The 19,019-nt window shown below is 51.8% G+C and carries 21 protein-coding genes; 9 read left to right on the forward strand and 12 right to left on the reverse strand.

All coding sequences use genetic code 11. From position 1 onward, the window contains the following. Positions 1 to 126 precede the first annotated feature (126 nt). Positions 127 to 1,152 (reverse strand): DUF2804 domain-containing protein, encoded by a 1,026-nt coding sequence (locus GEV47_RS09400; RefSeq protein ID WP_153234500.1) that lies wholly within the window; start codon positions 1,150 to 1,152, stop codon positions 127 to 129. After that, positions 1,149 to 2,057 (reverse strand): sterol desaturase family protein, encoded by a 909-nt coding sequence (locus GEV47_RS09405; protein ID WP_228124646.1) that lies wholly within the window; start codon positions 2,055 to 2,057, stop codon positions 1,149 to 1,151. Before GEV47_RS09405 ends, GEV47_RS09400 begins: the two co-directional genes overlap by 4 nt. A gap of 62 nt (positions 2,058 to 2,119) precedes the next feature. Between GEV47_RS09405 and GEV47_RS09410 the strand changes: the two genes are divergently transcribed. From GEV47_RS09410 to GEV47_RS09430, 5 genes are all read left to right on the forward strand, one after another. Further along, entirely contained in the window at positions 2,120 to 3,190 is a 1,071-nt protein-coding gene (locus tag GEV47_RS09410; RefSeq protein ID WP_228124647.1) for an AraC family transcriptional regulator, read from the forward strand. Positions 3,191 to 3,569: 379 nt separating this feature from the next. Further along, positions 3,570 to 5,987: an alkaline phosphatase family protein gene (locus GEV47_RS09415; protein WP_153234501.1), complete on the forward strand. Its 2,418-nt coding sequence runs from the start codon at positions 3,570 to 3,572 to the stop codon at positions 5,985 to 5,987. Positions 5,988 to 6,073: 86 nt separating this feature from the next. Further along, positions 6,074 to 7,438: a cytochrome-c peroxidase gene (locus tag GEV47_RS09420; protein WP_228124648.1), complete on the forward strand. Its 1,365-nt coding sequence runs from the start codon at positions 6,074 to 6,076 to the stop codon at positions 7,436 to 7,438. Positions 7,439 to 7,636: 198 nt separating this feature from the next. Continuing rightward, positions 7,637 to 8,071, forward strand: a complete 435-nt coding sequence (locus GEV47_RS09425; RefSeq protein ID WP_153234502.1) for a MarR family winged helix-turn-helix transcriptional regulator — start codon at positions 7,637 to 7,639, stop codon at positions 8,069 to 8,071. 11 nt (positions 8,072 to 8,082) lie between these two features. Further along, positions 8,083 to 9,390: an MFS transporter gene (locus GEV47_RS09430; protein ID WP_153234503.1), complete on the forward strand. Its 1,308-nt coding sequence runs from the start codon at positions 8,083 to 8,085 to the stop codon at positions 9,388 to 9,390. Positions 9,391 to 9,649: 259 nt separating this feature from the next. Here GEV47_RS09430 and GEV47_RS09435 read toward each other — a convergent pair whose 3' ends face one another. The 8 genes from GEV47_RS09435 to GEV47_RS09470 form a co-directional block, all read right to left on the reverse strand. After that, complete coding sequence (locus GEV47_RS09435; RefSeq protein ID WP_153234504.1) at positions 9,650 to 10,132, reverse strand: carboxymuconolactone decarboxylase family protein; 483 nt, start codon at positions 10,130 to 10,132, stop codon at positions 9,650 to 9,652. 77 nt (positions 10,133 to 10,209) lie between these two features. After that, the gene (sigJ, locus tag GEV47_RS09440; protein WP_153234505.1) at positions 10,210 to 11,136 is read right to left on the reverse strand and encodes an RNA polymerase sigma factor SigJ; all 927 of its coding nucleotides are present in this window, start codon (positions 11,134 to 11,136) and stop codon (positions 10,210 to 10,212) included. 78 nt (positions 11,137 to 11,214) lie between these two features. Then, a complete protein-coding gene (locus tag GEV47_RS09445; RefSeq protein ID WP_153234506.1) occupies positions 11,215 to 12,174 on the reverse strand; it encodes an NAD(P)H-dependent flavin oxidoreductase in 960 nt (319 codons plus the stop codon). 156 nt (positions 12,175 to 12,330) lie between these two features. Further along, positions 12,331 to 12,879, reverse strand: a complete 549-nt coding sequence (locus GEV47_RS09450; RefSeq protein ID WP_153234507.1) for a cytochrome b — start codon at positions 12,877 to 12,879, stop codon at positions 12,331 to 12,333. A gap of 87 nt (positions 12,880 to 12,966) precedes the next feature. Then, positions 12,967 to 13,170 (reverse strand): DUF1289 domain-containing protein, encoded by a 204-nt coding sequence (locus tag GEV47_RS09455; RefSeq protein ID WP_322741603.1) that lies wholly within the window; start codon positions 13,168 to 13,170, stop codon positions 12,967 to 12,969. Between the two features lie 87 nt (positions 13,171 to 13,257). Continuing rightward, complete coding sequence (locus GEV47_RS09460; protein ID WP_153234508.1) at positions 13,258 to 13,770, reverse strand: CPBP family intramembrane glutamic endopeptidase; 513 nt, start codon at positions 13,768 to 13,770, stop codon at positions 13,258 to 13,260. 259 nt (positions 13,771 to 14,029) lie between these two features. Next, positions 14,030 to 14,446 (reverse strand): GNAT family acetyltransferase, encoded by a 417-nt coding sequence (locus GEV47_RS09465; protein ID WP_153234509.1) that lies wholly within the window; start codon positions 14,444 to 14,446, stop codon positions 14,030 to 14,032. 26 nt (positions 14,447 to 14,472) lie between these two features. Then, positions 14,473 to 15,159 (reverse strand): ArsR/SmtB family transcription factor, encoded by a 687-nt coding sequence (locus GEV47_RS09470; RefSeq protein WP_153234510.1) that lies wholly within the window; start codon positions 15,157 to 15,159, stop codon positions 14,473 to 14,475. A gap of 76 nt (positions 15,160 to 15,235) precedes the next feature. Between GEV47_RS09470 and GEV47_RS09475 the strand changes: the two genes are divergently transcribed. From GEV47_RS09475 to pssA, 4 genes are all read left to right on the forward strand, one after another. Beyond that, positions 15,236 to 15,574 carry an NIPSNAP family protein gene (locus GEV47_RS09475; RefSeq protein ID WP_153234511.1) on the forward strand — a complete coding sequence of 113 codons (339 nt, stop codon included), beginning with the start codon at positions 15,236 to 15,238 and terminating at the stop codon, positions 15,572 to 15,574. Positions 15,575 to 15,578: 4 nt separating this feature from the next. Beyond that, positions 15,579 to 15,947 (forward strand): antibiotic biosynthesis monooxygenase family protein, encoded by a 369-nt coding sequence (locus GEV47_RS09480; RefSeq protein ID WP_153234512.1) that lies wholly within the window; start codon positions 15,579 to 15,581, stop codon positions 15,945 to 15,947. A gap of 2 nt (positions 15,948 to 15,949) precedes the next feature. Then, entirely contained in the window at positions 15,950 to 16,648 is a 699-nt protein-coding gene (locus GEV47_RS09485) for a DUF6058 family natural product biosynthesis protein (protein ID WP_153234513.1), read from the forward strand. Between the two features lie 145 nt (positions 16,649 to 16,793). Then, entirely contained in the window at positions 16,794 to 17,411 is a 618-nt protein-coding gene (gene pssA / locus GEV47_RS09490) for a CDP-diacylglycerol--serine O-phosphatidyltransferase (RefSeq protein WP_153234514.1), read from the forward strand. Positions 17,412 to 17,534: 123 nt separating this feature from the next. Here the strand turns inward: pssA and GEV47_RS09495 are convergent, their stop codons facing one another. Then, positions 17,535 to 18,032 (reverse strand): YbaK/EbsC family protein, encoded by a 498-nt coding sequence (locus GEV47_RS09495; RefSeq protein WP_153234515.1) that lies wholly within the window; start codon positions 18,030 to 18,032, stop codon positions 17,535 to 17,537. A 166-nt stretch (positions 18,033 to 18,198) separates the two neighbouring features. Next, positions 18,199 to 18,996, reverse strand: coding sequence for a basic amino acid ABC transporter substrate-binding protein (locus tag GEV47_RS09500; protein WP_153234516.1), 798 nt, complete (start codon positions 18,994 to 18,996; stop codon positions 18,199 to 18,201). Positions 18,997 to 19,019 lie beyond the last annotated feature (23 nt).

Here is a 19,019-nt window from a genome sequence, read left to right on the forward strand (position 1 = left end):
TTTATTGTTACCTGTAAAAAACAATTGCTGCACGATTCTATTTCATTGAATTCCAATTCAATAGCAATTCTTCGCTCAGCCAGCAGTCAGTTAAGCCCGCCGCGTTCAAGCCAGTTAACGGCCATATCACCAGCGCGAGAAATGCTCCTCGGTCACACCCACCAAGTGCTGCACCAGCCGTGGCTCAGCATTCGGTTCCGGTTTGACCCAACCGCTGAAACTACCTATCGGCTGGATATAACGCGTAACGGCGATCAACAGATTCTTGTTTTCGCGACGAGCACCTTCCGGCATGAATGTCAGATCCAGCAAACCGTCGTCGGTATAAATATGCCAGGGTGCTAACGGCGTGACTGGGTCATATTCGAAATGCGCGTGGCCCAGCGGATACAACTGGCCGTCCAGCCACAGCACGTTTTCTTGATTGCCGAAATAACCGGACTGCAAGTTGAAACCGATATCCAGTCCGTGTGCCGATGCCCAGCGCCATTCGGTTTCGCGCGCCAGCAAGCCGTTGGAATAGTCGGCGCTGGCAACACCGCCCTGCAAATCAAAACGCTGGTCGCCTACCAGCACCTTGCCGCTGAGCGGCATGCCAGGCGATTTTTGGGTCGCATGCACCGAACCGTTGGCGATCGGTCCGACCGCCAGCAACTGCGGTGTTGCGCCGCTGTCGTCGAATTCGGCTTCGATGCTGAACTGCTTGCTGTGCAAACTGAGTTGGTGCTTGCCGCCATGCGCACCGACCGGCGGCTGATAACTGATGCGGTGGCCGAAGCAGTTGAAGCGGCTCGCGCCGCCCGGCTGCTCGCTGACATGGGCGCTCAGGCCGGGGATGCCGTCCTGTGAAAAACTGGCGATCTGCTTACCCTGCAGGCGATCGAAGACATAGGCGAAGGCAGTATTGGTCCAGCCGACGTCGACAATCGCGATGCCGCAGAACAGTTCTGGTGTTGACAGCGCTACATACTGCCAGCGTTTGTGATGGAAACGCCGCCACCAACCACTGCGAGCGAAAGGTGCGGCCAGGGTTGACCAGTCGATGGTACCGGTCTGCCCGGCATAGCGGCCCATGCGCGGCTGGCCGCTCGCATCGACGACGTTAGCGGGAGCCACGGGCAAGTTTTGTATGGCTGTTGAAGAAAATGTCATTGGGATTGCACCGAAGACTGATGGGTACTGGCGCGCTCATACTCAGGTGGCGCCCACAGATGTTTCAAGCGTTGCCACAGACTACCTGGCTGCGCCACGTCACGCCACATTGCGATAAATTCGTGGAAGTTGAGGGTTAGCAGATTGTGGCTGTGAACCTGACGTTTGATGCCGTAATCGACGGCTTCCTGTTCTTCGACGTAGGTGCCGAACATGCGGTCGAAAATGATCAGCACACCGCCATAGTTCTTGTCGATGTAGCAGTCATTGCGGCCGTGATGGGCGCGATGATTGCTGGGCGTGTCGAACCAGTATTCCAGCACAGGATGTAGCTTGCCGACACTTTCAGTGTGGATGAAGAACTGATACACCAGATCGCACGCATACAGGATGAACACCACTGCCGGATGCACGCCCAGCAGCACCAGCGGCATGAAAAACAGCCACCAGCCGGTGATTGGATAGAGCAGTGACTGGCGCATGGCGGTCGTCATGTTCATGTGTTCGCCACTGTGATGTACCACATGGGCAGTCCAGAACCAGCGTACACGATGACTGCAGCGATGAAACCAGTAGTAACAAAATTCGACGCCAAGGAAAATGGGCAGCAGAGTCCAGCCGTTGATAGCAATCGTAAAGAAACGATGGTGCCAGAACCAGAATACCGCAGCCCCTACGAATATCACATGCGCCGCCAGTTCGAACAACTGATAACTGCCGCCGAGATTGAGGTTGGTGAGAATATCTTTCCAATAGAACTGCTGCCCTGCGCCGCGCTTACGCATGACTTGCCATTCGATGGCAAAGGCAATCAGGAACATAGGCGTCATGCCGATCAGCACCACCTGCTTCCATTCTATATGAGCGCCGAATGTGGATTCCATCCAGGCAATCAGATCCATCATGATGTACCGCTCCATGCGCATAGTTGATCTACTGGATTCTAGCTCTGGGGAAACTTAAAGGCTTGACCGCGACAGACAATTATTTGACAATTCTCGCCATGCATCCAACCATCGCAGAACAGCCGGTCCGCGGCGTTGTCCCCAGCACCTACGTGCGGCTATTGTATGAGTACCTTGAAAAACGGGGTGTGGCAACTGCCGCCTTATTGGGCGTCGCCGCGCCGGAAGCGGCCGACCGCGGCTCGCTGCGTTATCCGGTGACCGCCTGGCGCACCTTGCTGCAGCGCGCTGCCGAACACCTGCATGATCCCTTGCTCGGCCTGCATCTGGGTCAGACCATTACACCGGCGCATTTCGGTGTGATGGGCTACGTACTGCTGGCTTGTCCGAACCTCGGTGCGGCGCTGGCGCGTACCATGCAATACCAACGTCTGTTGTATGACGTCAATCCGATGCGCAGCACAATGGACGGCAGCGATCTGCTGCTGGAATGGGGTATCGAACAGGGCCGACCCGGACCGCTGGTGGACGAGTGCGCCATCACCGCGCTGCTGCAACTGATCAACAACGCGACCGGCCGCCGCATCGTCGCTACTGAAATCCGTTTCGTCAATCCTGCGCCGGCCGACATTCAACCCTATCGGGAATGGTTCGGCTGTCCGGTATTGTTCGATCAGCCGGAGACCTCCATTCGCTTTCCACAAACACTGCTGGCTTTACCGTTGCGGCAGCCGGATACAGTACTGCTAAATGTTCTGGAAAGACAGGCGGATGACTTGATGGCGCAATTGCCGCCCAGCGACGATTTCGAACAGGCGGTGCGCCGCTGCATCGCCCGTTTGGTACGCGAAGGTCAGCCGGAACTGGACCTGGTCGCCAACGAGCTGCACGTTTCGACCCGCACCTTGCATCGCCGGCTGGCTGCCAGCGGCATCAACTTCAAAGAACTGCGCGAGAACATCCGTCAACGCCTCGCCGAAGATTATCTGGCCGATCCACGCCTGCAACTGGCTGAAATAGCCCAACTGCTGGGCTATTCCGAGCAAAGCGCTTTTACCCGAGCATTCCGGCGCTGGAACGGACAAGCGCCGTATGCTTATCGGCTGAGCTTGCTTAGTTCCGCGGCCAACTGAGATCCATCGTCAAATCGATAGCGGCCACAAGGTCTGCTTCCGCCCTCTCCTTTTCAGGTCGTTCGCGCCTGGCGTTTTGCTGAGTCGCTTCTGACACGCTTTGGACAGCAAGTAAGCCGCGGCCATCTGCGATATTTTCACAACTCAATTTTTCCGAACGCAACACACTAATTCATCCGACGCAATGGACGGCTTACTCTAAATGCACCGCTCACTCTGAACGGCTTGTTGTTTTTAGAAAACCTGAAAGTTGTGACATCAGGAAGTAATATTTCTTATTGACAATAGAATATGATGCGAATGCATGCAGCCCTCACTGACCGATGCGCCCATGCACTTTTGCCGACTATAACGATCATTCCCATAATAGGATAAATTCATGAAACCTCGTTCCCTGGCGCTGGCATGCGCGACGCTAGTCTATCTGAGTGGCTGCAGCAGCAGTGGCGGTAGTTCGTCCGGCAGCACCGTAAGTGGCGTCGCGGCGAGCGGCAAAGCACTGGTTGGCGTCACCGTCACCATCACCGACAGCAGCGGCCAGAACATTCAGACAGCACTCACCGATGCCAACGGCAAATTCACACTGGCTCTCAAAGGTACTGCACCGTTCGTTTTGACAGCGCCGTTCAACGATGCCGACGGCAGTGCCGCGACGCTGTCTTCAGTCATCAATCCGAGCTCTGCACCGGGAAGTACAGGCAGTCCTGTGCAAGCCAATCTCAATCCACTGACCTCCCTGATCACCCAGCGCGTGCTCGGCCTGATTCCGAACGGCAGCCCGACTGCAGCACAAATCGGCGCCGCCAACATCAGTGCGGCCAGCATATCGAAAGCTGTCAGCGACGTCTCTTTGCCACTGCAGCCTTTGTTTACCGCGCTTAATGTCCCCGCCTCTGAAACCAGCGATCCGATAGGTAGCACGGTATACCAAGCCACTGCCGGCGACCCGCTCGACAATCTATTCGACCTGACGCACTTCACAGTCCATACCGGACAGATCGCTGTCGGCACCGACGCCAATCGAGCGGTGCTGACGATTCCGGCCACCGGCAACATCACGAGTGTGTTGCCAGCCACCGCAATCCAGTCCGTGGTGGCGTTAAACAATGGGCCGACCAGCACGCCGATCCAGAACGTCATCGTAGTCGTCGGCGAAAACCAAACCTTCGATGCGGTATTCGGTGCTTATCAACCGCCGCAGGGCCAAACCGTGAAGAACCTGTTATCGCAAGGCATCATTAACGTCGACGGCAGCCCCGGCCCGAACTTTAATCTGGCGCTGCAAAACCAGGGCACAACCCAGACTGTTTATACAGTTAACCCAACCCGCGCCAGCGCTTACGCCACTTTGCCACAGCCGACCGCGATTGGCGAACTCGCACCGCCGACCTTTCAGGATCCAGGTGGCGTACCGGATGCGCGCTTCCCTGCGAACTTGCCGAGCGGGCCATTCCAGCTCACCAAATATGCACCTTACGGCACCGCAAGCAGCGCCCAGACTGGCGATCCGGTCCATCGTTTCTTCCAGATGTGGCAGCAAACCGGCGGTGACAATTCCAAGCTGGATCTGTTCACCTGGGTCGCTGCCAGCGTCGGTCAAGGCGGCGACACCACCGGCATTACGCCAAGCAATCCAGGACAAGGAGGCGAGCTGATGGGTTTCCTCAACATGGCCAGCGGCGATGCGCCTTTCTTCAAATCGCTGGCACAGCAATATGCATTAAGCGATAACTATCATCAAAGCATCATGGGCGGTACCGGCGCCAATTTCTACTCCATCGCTACCGCCGACCTGCCGTACTTCAATGCTGGCGGTGCGGTTGGCGTACCACCGGCGAACCAGATCGAGAATCCGAATCCACTGGCGCAAACTGCGAATTTCTATACGCAAGACGGCTATCAGGGCGGTTCCTACGTCAACTGTTCCGATCCGAGCCAGCCTGGCGTCGGCGCCATTCTGAATTTCCTGAGCGGCAAAAAGGTCAAGAGCAATTGCGACGCCGGCAAATACTATTTGGTCAATAATTACAATCCAGGCTACGACATGAGCGGCAATGTGCAGCCTATTGGCCCCAACAATTACAACTACCCACCGCAAACCGTACCGACTATCGCAGAAGGATTGGCAAAGAAAAACGTCGCCTGGAAGTGGTATACCGGCGGCCGTGAAACTGCCGACGTGACAGCCGATGCTGCAGCTCTGGGTTTCCCAATCTCGATTACGCAATACATCCAATACAACACCATCGGCGATCCGCTGGTAGCCTCCAGCAACGTCATGAACAGCAACCTGAAGTCCAGCCTGGCTGGTCTCACAACCTTCTACAACGACGTCGCCAAAGGCACTTTACCGGCAGTATCGTTCGTGGTGCCGAAGAGTCTCGACAGCGGTCATCCGGGCTATTCTGCGCCAGCCCGCTACGAAGCGTTTCTGCAAGATCTGATCGCCAAAGTCAAAGCCAACCCGACGTTGTGGGCGCATACCGCGATTCTGGTCACCACCGATGAAGGCGGCGGTCATTTCGATACCGGCTACATCCAGAACGTCGACTTCTTCGGCGACGGTCCGCGCATCCCATTCCTGCTGGTATCGCCGTACGCACGCACCGGCTTCATCGATCACACCTACTACGATCACTCCTCGGTGTTGAAATTCATCGAACGCAACTGGCGCTTGGCACCTCTCTCGCCACGTAGCCGCGACAACCTGCCTAACCCAGTCAGCGTCGCCGCCGATAAGTATCGTCCGGTAAACACCACCGCCATCGGCGACCTGATGGCGATGTTCAACTTCTAAGTCCCATCAATTGGATCAGAGTCAGATGGATGAGCAAATCAATTCGACTCTGATCCCAATTGAATTATTGAAACGGATGTAAAGTTTTGAGTAGCAATCATCATTGGTTGGTTTGCAAACACTGGCATTTCGGTGCGGCATTGTTGGTCGCGACGCTGGTAAGTGGCTGTCACGATGCAGAATCGCCAGCCCAGGTTGCGCGTGCAGATGCCTCAGTGGCGGCGCGTGCAGCGCCGGCCGCGTCGAAACCGTCCCTGAAAATGTGGGTGCGCTACCCGGAACCGCCAGCAGCGCTGAGTGCCGCGGCGAGTTTGGGTAAACAAATATTCTTCGACCCATCACTGTCGGCTTCCGGCAAAATGTCTTGCGCCACCTGCCACAGTCCCGATCATGCTTACGGGCCGCCCAACGGTCTGGCGGCGCAACTGGGAGGCGCCGACATGCAGCGACAAGGCACACGCGCCGTGCCGTCGTTGCGCTATCTGGGATTCACGCCAAAATTCGCCCGCCACTACTATGTGCCGGGGCCGGACGATACTGAAGACGAAGGCCCTACCGGCGGCTTCACGCGCGATGGCGCGGTCGATTCGCTGCACGAGCAAGCGTTAATTCCTCTGCTCAACGTCAACGAAATGGCCAACCCAAACCCAGCCGCAGTGGTCGTTAAACTGCAAAATGCCAACTATGCCGCGCAATTTCGGCGCGTCTATGGTGATGACATTTTCGATCATCCGACCGCAGCGCTGGAAAAGGCAACACTGGCGCTGGAAGCATTCCAGACTGAAGACACTAGCTTTCATCCCTACACCAGCAAATTCGATGCAGCAATGGCTGGCAACGCCGATTTTTCACCCGCCGAATTGCGCGGTTACGGCTTATTCAACAATCCCAACAAGGGCAATTGCGCCAAGTGTCACGTCGATACTCCGGGACCCGGAGGACGGCCAGCGCAGTTCACCGATTTCGGCTTCCAGGCGCTAGGAGTGCCGCGCAATCCGGAAATCGCGGCGAATCGTGATGCCAAGTATGTCGATCTTGGCATTTGCGGCCCCGCCCGCAAGGACATGGCGCAGGAAGCAGCATTCTGCGGCATGTTCAAATCGCCTACCTTGCGTAATGTGGCAACGCGCCAAGTATTTTTTCATAACGGACGCTTCCACACGCTGGACGACATGATGCATTTTTATGTCACGCGCGATACCGATCCCGCCAAGTGGTACCCGCAGGTGAAAGCCAAAGTGATCAAATTCGACGATCTGCCGCCGCGTTACCGCGCCAATATCGATAGTCTGGATGCTCCGCTGAACCGCAAGGCAGGCGATGAGCCCGCTCTGAATGACGAGGAAATTGGTGACCTGATCGCTTTCTTGAAAACGCTCAATGACGGCTACTCGGCCAAATCCGGTGCTGTGCGCAGCGACTATCGAGTTCATGGGCCTGGCGCTAGTTAGTGATTTTATTTGGGGATGTTAAATATTTTTACTGAATTTATTTTGTAATATTCGTCATTAGCCCCGCAATTTAGCTCTATCCGGCAAATTTCCTGTCATTTCGCCCAAACAAAATCACGACAAGCACATTGACATCCCATTTATTTAGTCTATTCTATGCATATACATGGATGCATATACATCAGAAAGAAAGCTCTCATGACCAGCCAATGCACTTGTTCAAATTTACGCCAGCTGAACCGCAAGATGACCAGTATTTATGATCGTCATCTTGCGGCGGATGCGCTGACTATTAGTCAATATTCGCTATTGGCCCGCATCGGTAGATATGGCGCTATTGGTGTCATACCTTTGGCGGCAAAGATGGGTATGGATCGCAGCACCATGAGTCGCACGCTTAAACCATTAATTAGTGCGGGCTGGATAGAGATGGTGGACTTGCCGATTGAGATGCTGACGGATAAGCGTTCGTTCGGCGTCGAGTTAAGCGCGAATGGTGAGAAGAAATGGAAAGCCGCTTTTCCAAGTTGGCGTAAAGCGCAAAACCAAATCAACAAAATATTAGGTGAAAAATTGCATCAGGATTTAGTCGCATTAGTCGATGATGCGAATCTCAAATTTGAAAATAACTAGGCCAGCTCTTCATGAACTCAACTATCCAAACCATCATAGCGCGCACACGGATTAATTATGTGTGGGTCGTTCTTGGCATTACTTTTTTATCGCTGCTTGCAGCGGCCGGTATCCGCGCCACTCCGTCGGTGATGATACTGCCGCTGGAACATGAATTCGGCTGGAATGTTGCCACCATCTCGTTTGTGATTTCAGTCAATATTGCTTTGTATGGATTGATAGGGCCGTTTTCTGCTGCCGCCATGCAGCGTTATGGCATACGTCCCATGGTCTTGGGCGCTTTGGTGTTGCTGGCGATTGGTACGTTTGCCAGTACCTATATGACGATGCCGTGGCACATGGTGCTGGCGTGGGGAATACTGGTCGGTTCTGGTAGCGGTGTGGTTGCCAATACACTGGCTGCAACGATTGTCAGTCGCTGGTTTGAAACGCGGCGCGGTTTGGCGATGGGGATATTGACGGCCAGTTCTGCGACGGGACAAATGGTATTTTTGCCGTTGATGGCTTACATGGTGGGACATTTCGGCTGGCGCTCGGTGGCGATATTGGTCGCCGCTGTCGCGGCATTGGCGATTCCTTTAGTGGCGATATTTTTGCCAGAACGTCCGCAAGATATCGGTTTGAAACGCTATGGTCAGTTAGAAGATTTACCACCGGAAGCTACCGAGTCGAAAAAAAATCCTTTATCGATTGCATTCAGCGCGTTAGGCAAAGCAGTCAAAATCCGTGATTTCTGGTTGCTGTTTTTCAGCTTCTTTGTGTGTGGCATGAGCACCAACGGTTATATTGGTTCGCACTTCATTACCATGTGCGGCGACTACGGCATTACTGCGGTCGGCGCTGCCAGCATGCTGGCTACCATGGGAATGCTGGATCTGGTTGGTACTACTGCATCTGGCTGGTTATCCGACCGTTTTAATCCGCGCGTGCTGCTATTTTGGTATTACGGTTTGCGCGGCCTTGCTTTGATTTTTCTGCCGCATGCCTTTGGTCTCAGTTATTTTGGTTTGCCGGTGTTTGCGCTGTTTTATGGACTGGATTGGATTGCTACCGTGCCGCCGACTGTCCGTTTGGCCAACGATGTGTTTGGCCGATTGGCAGCGCCTATCGTGTTCGGCTGGATCGTCGCAGGTCATCAGCTTGGTGCCGCCAGTGCCACTCTGCTAGCGGGTTATTTGCGCAACAGTCTGGGTAGCTATACGGTATCGTCGATGTTGATGGGTGGCGCTTGCCTGATCGCCGCAGTGATGGTGTTGCGGATTAAAGGGCATAGTGTCAGCGGTGAATTCATACCGGTGGCGCCTGTACTGAATCGCTAAGCCAACATTTAATTGACTGATGTTAGGCACACTACTGTCATTCCCGCGAACGCGGGAATCCATGTTACTGAATCAAGTCCAAAGTGAGGACTATATATAGTCACGCGCGTATTCTTCGACACGAAGCAAGCGTAGCTTTACATGACGTAAAATGGATTCCCGCGTTCGCCGGAATGACGGTGATTAGATTGTCAGATTATGACTATGCGTAACAACAATTAGTTAAGCAGAAAAGGCATGCCGTGCCTCTGCAGTGCCGCTATTTTTGCAGAATACGTACTGCTTCTTCTACCGATGGCGCTCTGTTCACTGGTTGGCGGAAACTGATAGCCAAACGATTCCACGCGTTCATCAAGGTAATCGCGTACGTCAGTTCGGTGATTTCCACATCAGTGAAATGCTTTTTCAACTCATTGAATAAGTCATCTGGTGCATGCGTTTCAGCGATTCTGGTTACCGATTCCGCCCATGCCAAAGCAGCGCGTTCGCGCTCGCTGTAGAACGTGGTTTCTTCCCATCCCACCAGGCTGTTGATACGCTGCCAATCGTCGCCTTGCTTGATTAAGTCGCGCGCGTGTTTATCGATACAAAAAGCACAACCGTTGATTTGCGACACACGTAAAAATACCAGATCAATTAATTTCACACCGATGCTGGTAGCGGCAACTGCCTCACCGAATGCGAGCATAGGCTGAAAAAGTGAAGGTACTATCGTTGCGTAAGAAATACGTAGACCAGACATGATCGTTCCTTAAAATAGTATGAGGGGATTCTCATATCTATAAGACGTTTGATCATGCTGGTTTGTGACAGTTACTATTAATTTTTCTCGTCAATTCTGAACGCGGCATCCACGCCAAGCAATTTATGCGGATTGCGCAACGCGTAAAGCGCTTTTATTCGCGTTTTACCATGCTCGTCTGCTTCCAATACAAATGACAAGACAGAATCCAGCTTGCCATTCCCATAACGCAAAATTCCTGGCTCGCCATTGATGTCGGCCACCTGAAATGAAAGAATATCGCCGTGTTGGCGCGCTATCGCGTGGAACAAGCGGGCGATTCGATCCGGGCCATGCAGAATTCGCAGCGCCGATACCACCACCCCACCGCCATCGCCGGTAAACGTGGCATCGCTGGTGAACAACGCTTCAAGATGTGCACGGTCACCACTTTTACTTGCAACCATAAATTGCTGTAGCAATTGCAGATGCATTTCAGGACTCACCACATGCTTGACTGCGGCGACAGGCTTTGCATCCGACTGTCGCACGCGACCGCGCGCCCGGCTCACCAATTGACGGCAACTGGCTTCTGTCTTGTCCAACATGTTGGCAATCTCTGAATAATCCAGTTCAAACACATCATGCAGTAAAAACGCCGCTCGTTCTTCCGGCCCCAAGCGTTCCAGGACCACCAAAAATGCAGTGGAAACGTCGCTGGCAAATTCCACCATCCACTCGGGCGAATGATGATCAATGTCGGTCGCAATCAACGGTTCCGGCAGCCATGCGCCGATATAGTTTTCACGTTCCAGTTTGACTTTGCGCAAACGGTCTATGCACAATCGTGTGACGACTGTCACCAGCCATGCTTCCGGATTTTCCGGTTGCGCGCTCAACGCATGCCAGCGCAGATAGGCATCTTGTAAAACATCCTCCGCATCGGCATGGGTTCCCAGCATGCGATAGGCAATGCCGAATAATCGTTTACGGTGCTGATGAAATGCTGAGATTTGTGTATGCATAAAAAACTCCTTCGTTTCTTGATCTTCATGATCATAAAACGAAGGAGTTTTTGTGGTGTTGCAAATGTAGAATATTCTTTACAGCGCGATACGCTTGCGTGCCGCCTGATATTCCGATTCCAGCCTATCCACCATCGCTGCCACGGTTGGAATATCGTCCATCAAGCCCACGCCCTGACCTGCGCCCCAGATATCGCGCCAGGCTTTGGCAGCGTTACCGCCGGAACCAAAATTCATTTTCGACTTATCTGCGTCTGGCAAATTATCGGGATCCAGTCCGGCGTTGACGATGGATTTTTTCAGATAGTTGCCGTGGACACCGGTGAACAAATTGGTGTAAACGATATCGCCGGCAGTGGACTCGACTATCGCCTGACGGTAAGTTTCATCGATATTCGACTCTTTCGTTGCCAGCCAACGTGAGCCGATATAGGCCAGATCAGCACCCATCGCCTGCGCTGCCAAAATCGCATCGCCAGTTGCAATCGCGCCCGACAAAGCAATCGTGCCATTATAAAATTTACGTACTTCTCCGACCAACGCAAACGGCGACAGCGGCCCGGCATGACCACCCGCGCCAGACGCCACCAGAATCAAACCGTCAACGCCCGCTTCCAAGGCTTTTTCTGCATGACGGATTGAAATCACGTCATGCAAAACGATTCCGCCATAACTGTGAATCGCATCCATCATTTCCTTCGGCGGCGCACGCAGGCTGGAAATAATAATCGGCACTTGATGCTTAACGCACATCGCCACGTCCTGCGCCAGACGATCATTGGATTGATGGATGATTTGATTAACTGCAATCGGGCCAACTTTAGTAGTTGGATTTTCAGCTTGATAGGTTGCCAACTCTGTTTGCAATTGCGTCAGCCAGACATCCAACTGATCCGCTGGCCGTGCATTCAGCGCCGGGAAAGCACCGACGATCCCCGCCTTGCACTGCGCTGCGACCAAAGCCGGGCCGCTGGCAATAAACATCGGTGAACCGATGACGGGAAGGCGTAAATTTTGCAACGCGACGGGCAATGCCATGACAACCTCTTGAATAGGAGAAAGAAATTGATTATAGAGGTAAAGTCGAAATTAAAAGCACGATCGTGCTAGATTTTTGGCTCTAAAAAAGCGGATTACCATTTAATAGTAATCCGCTTTTTGTAAACATTAACTTAATGAAATTCAATTAGGCCATTACTTTGCTGCACCAAACCACATCCGTCGCAATGTCCCATCTTTGCGCACAAATTGATGCCATAACGCGCCCAGAATATGCAAGCCGACCACATAGTAAACAGCATTACCAATAAATTCATGCACTTCTTTAATGCTGCCTCTCAGCGCTTTATCAGGCGAAATGAAATGCGGCAAAACCCAGCCCAGGAAATCTACTTCTTTACCGCCAGCTTGCGTAAACAACACACCGGTAATCGGCAATGCAAACATCACCAGATATAACAAAGCATGCATCGCATGTGCGCTCCAGATCTGCCAACGCGGTCCCGACAGCGCAGCAGGTACGCCAAAACTGAAACGCGACGCCACACGCAGTACGACAAATACGAACACCAATTGCCCAAATAGCATGTGGTTGTGCAGAATTATCTTCTTGTCCGGATCGCCTTTCGGCAAAAAGCCACGATACTCAATCAACGCCAGTGCGGCGGCCATCAGCAAAAAAATCGCCCAATGGAAAAAAATCGATGTGGCGTGATAGTGCTTAGAATTGCGTTTCTGATTCATATACGTGGCACCAATAAGGAGGACAAGTTGAGCATTCTAGCGTCATGATTGCCATATGGAAAATAAATTATGTAGCCTTATGTAGTGCTATGTAACCAACGCCCGACGTTGTTTTATCAACACCCAAACCGCCCGTTTTTGTCCGTCACTGGCACGCGACCATTTGGCAATTTCATCCAAAGTCCGTGCACAACCTTTGCACAAACTTGTTTCGTCATCAATCTGACAAACGTTGATACAAGGGGAGTTGGTGCCGGTTTTGTCCGGCTGAATCTGGCGCTTGGTGTTCACAGTAGTTTGTTCAGCTAAATTGGTGTGGCAAAACGAAAAGAGAAATTATTGATGCGCCCGAACGGGATAAAACGCCATCATACTGTTTCACAGCAAGTGCATTGTATATAAAAATACAATGGCATTTTTTAACGCATGGAGGGTGACGACCATCCAGAATGGCGATCCTCCCTTTGCTTTTTCTAATACATATACGCCACCCAGTACTAACCCGGCGGGGAAGACAATAACAACGTAGAAAATGCTGTAGTAATGCGATGCGGCGAAGAGCCCCGCCGAAATAACGACTGCGACAATTGCACTGCATCCGGGGATCTTGCGAAGCAGATTGATGCAAAGCCATTGAAACACGCTAGTTTCGTAAAGCGGTGCAACAATGCATGCCATAACAATCTCAAGGATGACTCCATGTTTAGCAACGTCAGGACTGCCGATATGGATATCTGGGAAAAATAGCGCGAACAGCAAGGCGACGGGAATCGGCACTGTGAATAGCGCTAGCAAGGCCAGTGGAATCAGCTTCCATGCGGGAGTTTTGACCCAATACTCAAGCATGCCGGTAGTCGTCAGCGGCCACCGTCTGGTAGATATTGATGTCATTCCGATTTTCCTGTCATTTGTTGGTTGGGACAGTTACTAACCCGCGAATATAACCAACGCATTGTGCCATCGAAAGTTTCCAAAAAATAAGTATTTCCTTTTGGAATTGCATTAATTGCATGTCTCGGGGCTCGGAAAACGTCATCATCCAGGCTGGCACCAAGCGCGGATGATTTTAGACAGATGGATAGAATTCAGCTCTGGATAAAATTTAGTGGCGTAGAACTACGCAGCTGAGTAGCAGGTTGTGCTGGTCTGACTACTGGCTAAACCGCTTCCCCATGCTGATACGCTCTTCCACTTCGTAACCCAGCTCTTTATAAAAAGCGACGACGGCTGCATTGGTGGAGCGCACTTGCAAGTTGATTTTAGTGCAACCGAGAGCGGTTAAAGCCTGTTCAGCATGACGAATTAATTTCGTTCCAAGGCCCTGCCGACGATGTTGTGGGCTGACCGTGACGGCATAAAACCAGCCACGATGACCGTCATAACCGGACAAAATGGTTCCGGTAATTTTCCCCGCCTCTTCACTCACGAAAAACAATTCTGGCTGGTGCGTGATTTTTTGTTTGATGACAAGCGCCGGTGCGTTGTGCGCCGGTTCATCAGGGAAAACTTCCTGCCACAATGCGCTGACAAGTTCGGTATCGGTTTCTTTAAAGGGTCTGATATGCATAAAAATATCTAGTCGAATTACAGCCGTTAAGGTGCTACAGAGAAATGATCAGTTAGTGCTCGCTCTCCTGCTGCCGTAAATTTCACAACGCGTGAGTCTTTGCTGCGTGTTGCCCAGCCAAGAGCGACAATCCTCGTCAATAAAGATGCGCCCAATGCTCCTGCCAGATGATGACGGCGTTCGCTCCAGTCGAGGCAAGCACGGCAAAATGTGCGGCGCTGCGTTGCCAGAGTATCGGTAGCGATACCGATTTGAGCAAATAGTTGATGGCCGCTGTCGCTGAGTTTAAGACCGTCAGCACCAGGTAGCAATATCCCCCGCTGCAACATGCTTTCATAAATGCTCACACCCAGCTCACCTGCCAGATGATCGTAGCAAACCCGGGCTTTGCGCAATGCAGGTTCGCGCGGACTGCTGCGGATTCGTACCGCCCCGACTCTGAATGCAATACCCATCAGCGATTCCAGCAAATGCGCGACATCACGATCCGCCAGCCGGAAATAACGATGTCGTCCCTGACTTTCCACGGTGATCAATCCGGCATCAACCAACTTGGCCAAATGGCTACTAATTGTCTGTTTGGTCACACCGGCAATATCGGCCAGTTCGGTCGCAGTCAAGGCGCGATCGGCCAGCAAAGCCGTCAAGACTTCTGCCCGCGCATGATCACCAATCAGCGCAGCAATTCCAACAATGTTTGGGCCATCTTTCATAGTTCGATGTTAGCCGAATCATCTCGGTACGACAAGCGTCTATGCTGCACTATATCTACACCAAAGGAGAATCACCATGAACACCATCACTTGCTTTATCCGCTACGAAATCGATCCTTTTCAGCGCGACGCATTCAAAGCGTACGCAGAAAACTGGGGTCGCATCATTCCACGCTGTGGCGGCGATCTGCTAGGTTATTTCCTACCGTACGAAGGCAGCAACAACATCGCCTGGGGCTTGATTGCGTTTGATAGCCTGGCATCCTACGAACGTTATCGTGCGCGCCTGAAAACCGACTCTGAAGGCCGCGCCAATTTTGAAATGGCGCAAGCGAAGCGGTTTATCTTGCGCGAGGAACGGACATTTCTAGAAGCCGTTCCACCTTCCGTCCCCCGCCATCCAGCGTGGGAGTAGAAAAATGATTGCCGTTATCTTTGAAGTCATTCCGCACGCAGAACAAAAACAAGCCTATTTCGATGCCGCTGCCGAACTACTTCCGCATTTGAAACAGATAGATGGATTTATCTCGATAGAGCGTTTTGAAAGTCTGACGCAGGCTGGCAAAGTGTTATCGCTATCTTATTGGCGTGATGAAGCTGCGGTGCAGCAGTGGCGCAATCTTGAAGTGCACAGACAAGTTCAACTAGCCGGGCGAAAAACCATCTTCGCTGATTATCGTCTGCGTGTGGCACAAGTGATGCGAGACTATGGCTTGCATGACAGAACGCAAGCGCCGGAAGATTCGCGAGACGCGCACAAAGAACCTGTCGCCATCACAAGGGAATAACTGTGTCAGATCTCAATACCTACCTTGCAAAAAACTACTTTAATGCAGAACAGTTTGCCGCCGCTTGCGACATGACTGTCAGCGAACTCAACGCGCTGATTCAAGCCAGTCTCATTCCTGCACCCTCATACGTCGTCACACCTTCTGCGACAGTAAGGTCACATGTCTTTGGTGAAATGGCAGCCCCAGGTGCAATTCCCGGGGATTATTTTCATCCCGCTAACGTGGTCTGGGTGAATGTCGCACGAGAGATCGTCGCTCGTAACGATCATCAAACACCTTTTGCGTCGTTGAAAGAAAGATATTGCAGTCATTTTCAGAAAGCACTCTCCGACTTAAATATCACGACCTGGCGCCTAAAAGACTGCTTCCATGATGATGGTGCTCCCATAAAAGAGGGATTGCATATACGTACCGAGTTCGCATGGGAGCAATTTCTTTTAGGGACTTTTGGTTTGTGCATTGCCAACCCAATCTCGGAAGCGGAGATTGCTCTGAAAGAGGTGTTACAGGAAAAGCTCGTGGCGCTAAGCGAAAATGGGAGCAAGATCACATTCAACCAAACTGATGCAAAAATGATGCTAACTCTGATAGACGCGTACCAAAACGCAGCTATGCCATTTTCGCCAGTTGAATACCATTTAAGTAGTCGCAAACGACTGGTTGATGATTTGCGACGGCAGATCAATCAAAAGAAATAGATGACATAGCAAGGCTTGGGCATCAATATGGCAACCTGAGCGGAAATGCATGCGTATTTACCACTCGCGTCACCGCTTGTGATAAATTCGGTCAGCATATTTCACCGCACTCAACTTATTGCCTTTCTCAGCCCGGACAGTTTCAATGACCAGACCCAAGCCTTTTTCAATGATCCGTGAGTTTCACCTCGCCGATTGGTTCACCCTCAGCAATGCCTTTTGCGGCGTCGGCTCCCTTTTTTCCGTCATGACCTACCTGCAGACACGCAACGTGGAGCACTTGCTTTGGGCATGCTATTTAATTCCATTAGCACTGATTTTTGACGTGCTAGATGGCCGTATTGCGCGTTGGCGAGCGAAAAGTTCAGCCATGGGGCGTGAACTTGATTCATTGGCCGACATCATTTCGTTTGGCGTAGCACCTGCGGTCATTGCTTACGGCTGCGGCATGCAAGGCCTTGTGGATCGCATCATATTGGTGTTTTTTGTCGCAAGCGGCGTATCACGCCTGGCGCGCTACAACATCACCGCGGAACAACTTTCCGAAGGCGGCGACAAGGTGAAGTACTTTGAAGGCACACCGATTCCCACTTCGCTGGTACTGGTTATTGTATTGGCTGCCGCTGCCTGGTGTAATGCATTAGGCGAGCAATTATGGTTCGGCGTGGTATACGTAGCAGGATTTCAGTTCCATCCGCTGGTCTTGATGTTTGCCGCATCTGGTGCGTTAATGGTGAGCCGAATTCGGATTCCGAAGCTATAACGATCAATCGCAGATCGGAAGACGTTGCGCTTTTCCGACCTGCAAATTTTCGTCTTACTAAAGATTTTTGCTACAGCTTCTCACTAACGTTTCATACTAACGTTTCTTACTAAAGCTTATTACTCAAACCTTCAAAGCCACATCCGCCACCGGTGCAGCCGTCATCGCCACCAATTGTTGTGGCGTCAAATTAAACACCGCATGTGGATGTCCCGCAGCGGCCCAGACACTTTCCAACTGCAATAAATCCTGATCAATCAACATCACGGTTTTACTGGCGTGACCAATCGGACAAACGCCGCCGATGGCGTAGCCTATACGTTCTTTGACGAAACGGGCATCGGCTTTACCCAATGCGCCGACGATGGCAGCAACTTTGGCTTCATCGACGCGATTGCTGCCACTGGCAACCACCATCACGGCGGCATCGTCGCTCAAGCGACGAAACACAATCGACTTGGCAATTTCGGCAACGCTGCAACCTAAGCCCGCAGCGGCTTCGGCGGATGTCTTGCCAGTTTCTGGCAGCATCACAACTGATTTGTCGTGACCAATCTCACGCAATAATTCCGCCACGCGTTGTGCGGTGTCTGGGAGTTTTTGTTGGTTGGCATTTTCCATAAAACGATCTCTCTTGGCTTACGCAAAACTACAAAACAGAAATGGCGCAAAAGCGCCATTTCATTTTCTACCACTTTTACATTAATGACTATGCATCTTACCAAACATCTTTGGCCAATTTTGCTTGCAATGCCGGAATGGTTGCACGCGTAAATCCTGACTAGTTTTACTTGGTAGTTGGTGTAGCGGCTGGGAAATATGTGGAAAAAATCTTATTGTAAGTGCCGTCGGCTTTGATCGCGGCCAGACCTTGATTGATTTTGGTCTGTAATGCCACATTGCCTTTCTGTACGGCGATGCCGTAATACTCTTTCGGCGAAGTATCATCGGTCACAATTTTAATGCCTTTGGTGTCATTGTTGGCCAGGTAATGCGCCACTACGCCGTTATCAGCGATGACTGCACTGACGCCACCACTTTGCAACTCTTTTAATGCCAATGAACTGAATTCAAAACGCTTGATATTTTCGCTGTTATCGCCCTGCAATTTTTGCATCATGTCATCGGCAGTTGAACCCTGTACCACGCCTACTTTGAGTGACTTTACATCGGCAATTTTCTGTATGGTCGATCCTGCCGGCACCACAATAACTTGCGCCGCTTCGAAATAGGGATCGGAAAAATCCACCGTTTCTTTACGTTTATCCGTAATTGTCAGGCCAGAAATAATGATGTCTCGGTCACCCTGCGCCAGCGCGGTAAAGATGCCATCAAACGGTGTGTTGACGAATTTGAGTTTCATCCCCTCTTTCGCCGCTATTGCCTTCAACACATCGATATCAAAACCAACGATTTCTTTTTGTTCATTTTCAGATTCAAAAGGCGCATAGGTTGCGCCAGTGCCGACCACATATTCTTTTTCTGCCGTGGATGATGAGGTGTCTGTATTGCTGTGTTTACCGCATGCCGCCAAAGCCAATATGGTCAACATGACGCATGCTGTTTTAACTAGTCTGATTTTCATTGAGCTTCCTTTTTCATTAAGAA

Source organism: Glaciimonas soli (genome assembly GCF_009497155.1).
GTDB classification, from domain to species: Bacteria; Pseudomonadota; Gammaproteobacteria; order Burkholderiales; family Burkholderiaceae_D; genus Glaciimonas; species Glaciimonas soli.

Excerpts from the sequence above, each read along its gene's own strand:
- GEV47_RS09400 (WP_153234500.1), bottom strand. The coding sequence starts at position 1,152 with ATGACATTTTCTTCAACAGCCATACAAAACTTGCCCGTGGCTCCCGCT.
- GEV47_RS09405 (WP_228124646.1), bottom strand. The coding sequence starts at position 2,057 with ATGATGGATCTGATTGCCTGGATGGAATCCACATTCGGCGCTCATATA.
- GEV47_RS09415 (WP_153234501.1), top strand. The coding sequence starts at position 3,570 with ATGAAACCTCGTTCCCTGGCGCTGGCATGCGCGACGCTAGTCTATCTG.
- GEV47_RS09425 (WP_153234502.1), top strand. The coding sequence starts at position 7,637 with ATGACCAGCCAATGCACTTGTTCAAATTTACGCCAGCTGAACCGCAAG.
- GEV47_RS09430 (WP_153234503.1), top strand. The coding sequence starts at position 8,083 with ATGAACTCAACTATCCAAACCATCATAGCGCGCACACGGATTAATTAT.
- GEV47_RS09435 (WP_153234504.1), bottom strand. The coding sequence starts at position 10,132 with ATGTCTGGTCTACGTATTTCTTACGCAACGATAGTACCTTCACTTTTT.
- sigJ (WP_153234505.1), bottom strand. The coding sequence starts at position 11,136 with ATGCATACACAAATCTCAGCATTTCATCAGCACCGTAAACGATTATTC.
- GEV47_RS09445 (WP_153234506.1), bottom strand. The coding sequence starts at position 12,174 with ATGGCATTGCCCGTCGCGTTGCAAAATTTACGCCTTCCCGTCATCGGT.
- GEV47_RS09450 (WP_153234507.1), bottom strand. The coding sequence starts at position 12,879 with ATGAATCAGAAACGCAATTCTAAGCACTATCACGCCACATCGATTTTT.
- GEV47_RS09460 (WP_153234508.1), bottom strand. The coding sequence starts at position 13,770 with ATGACATCAATATCTACCAGACGGTGGCCGCTGACGACTACCGGCATG.
- GEV47_RS09465 (WP_153234509.1), bottom strand. The coding sequence starts at position 14,446 with ATGCATATCAGACCCTTTAAAGAAACCGATACCGAACTTGTCAGCGCA.
- GEV47_RS09470 (WP_153234510.1), bottom strand. The coding sequence starts at position 15,159 with ATGAAAGATGGCCCAAACATTGTTGGAATTGCTGCGCTGATTGGTGAT.
- GEV47_RS09475 (WP_153234511.1), top strand. The coding sequence starts at position 15,236 with ATGAACACCATCACTTGCTTTATCCGCTACGAAATCGATCCTTTTCAG.
- GEV47_RS09480 (WP_153234512.1), top strand. The coding sequence starts at position 15,579 with ATGATTGCCGTTATCTTTGAAGTCATTCCGCACGCAGAACAAAAACAA.
- pssA (WP_153234514.1), top strand. The coding sequence starts at position 16,794 with ATGACCAGACCCAAGCCTTTTTCAATGATCCGTGAGTTTCACCTCGCC.
- GEV47_RS09495 (WP_153234515.1), bottom strand. The coding sequence starts at position 18,032 with ATGGAAAATGCCAACCAACAAAAACTCCCAGACACCGCACAACGCGTG.
- GEV47_RS09500 (WP_153234516.1), bottom strand. The coding sequence starts at position 18,996 with ATGAAAATCAGACTAGTTAAAACAGCATGCGTCATGTTGACCATATTG.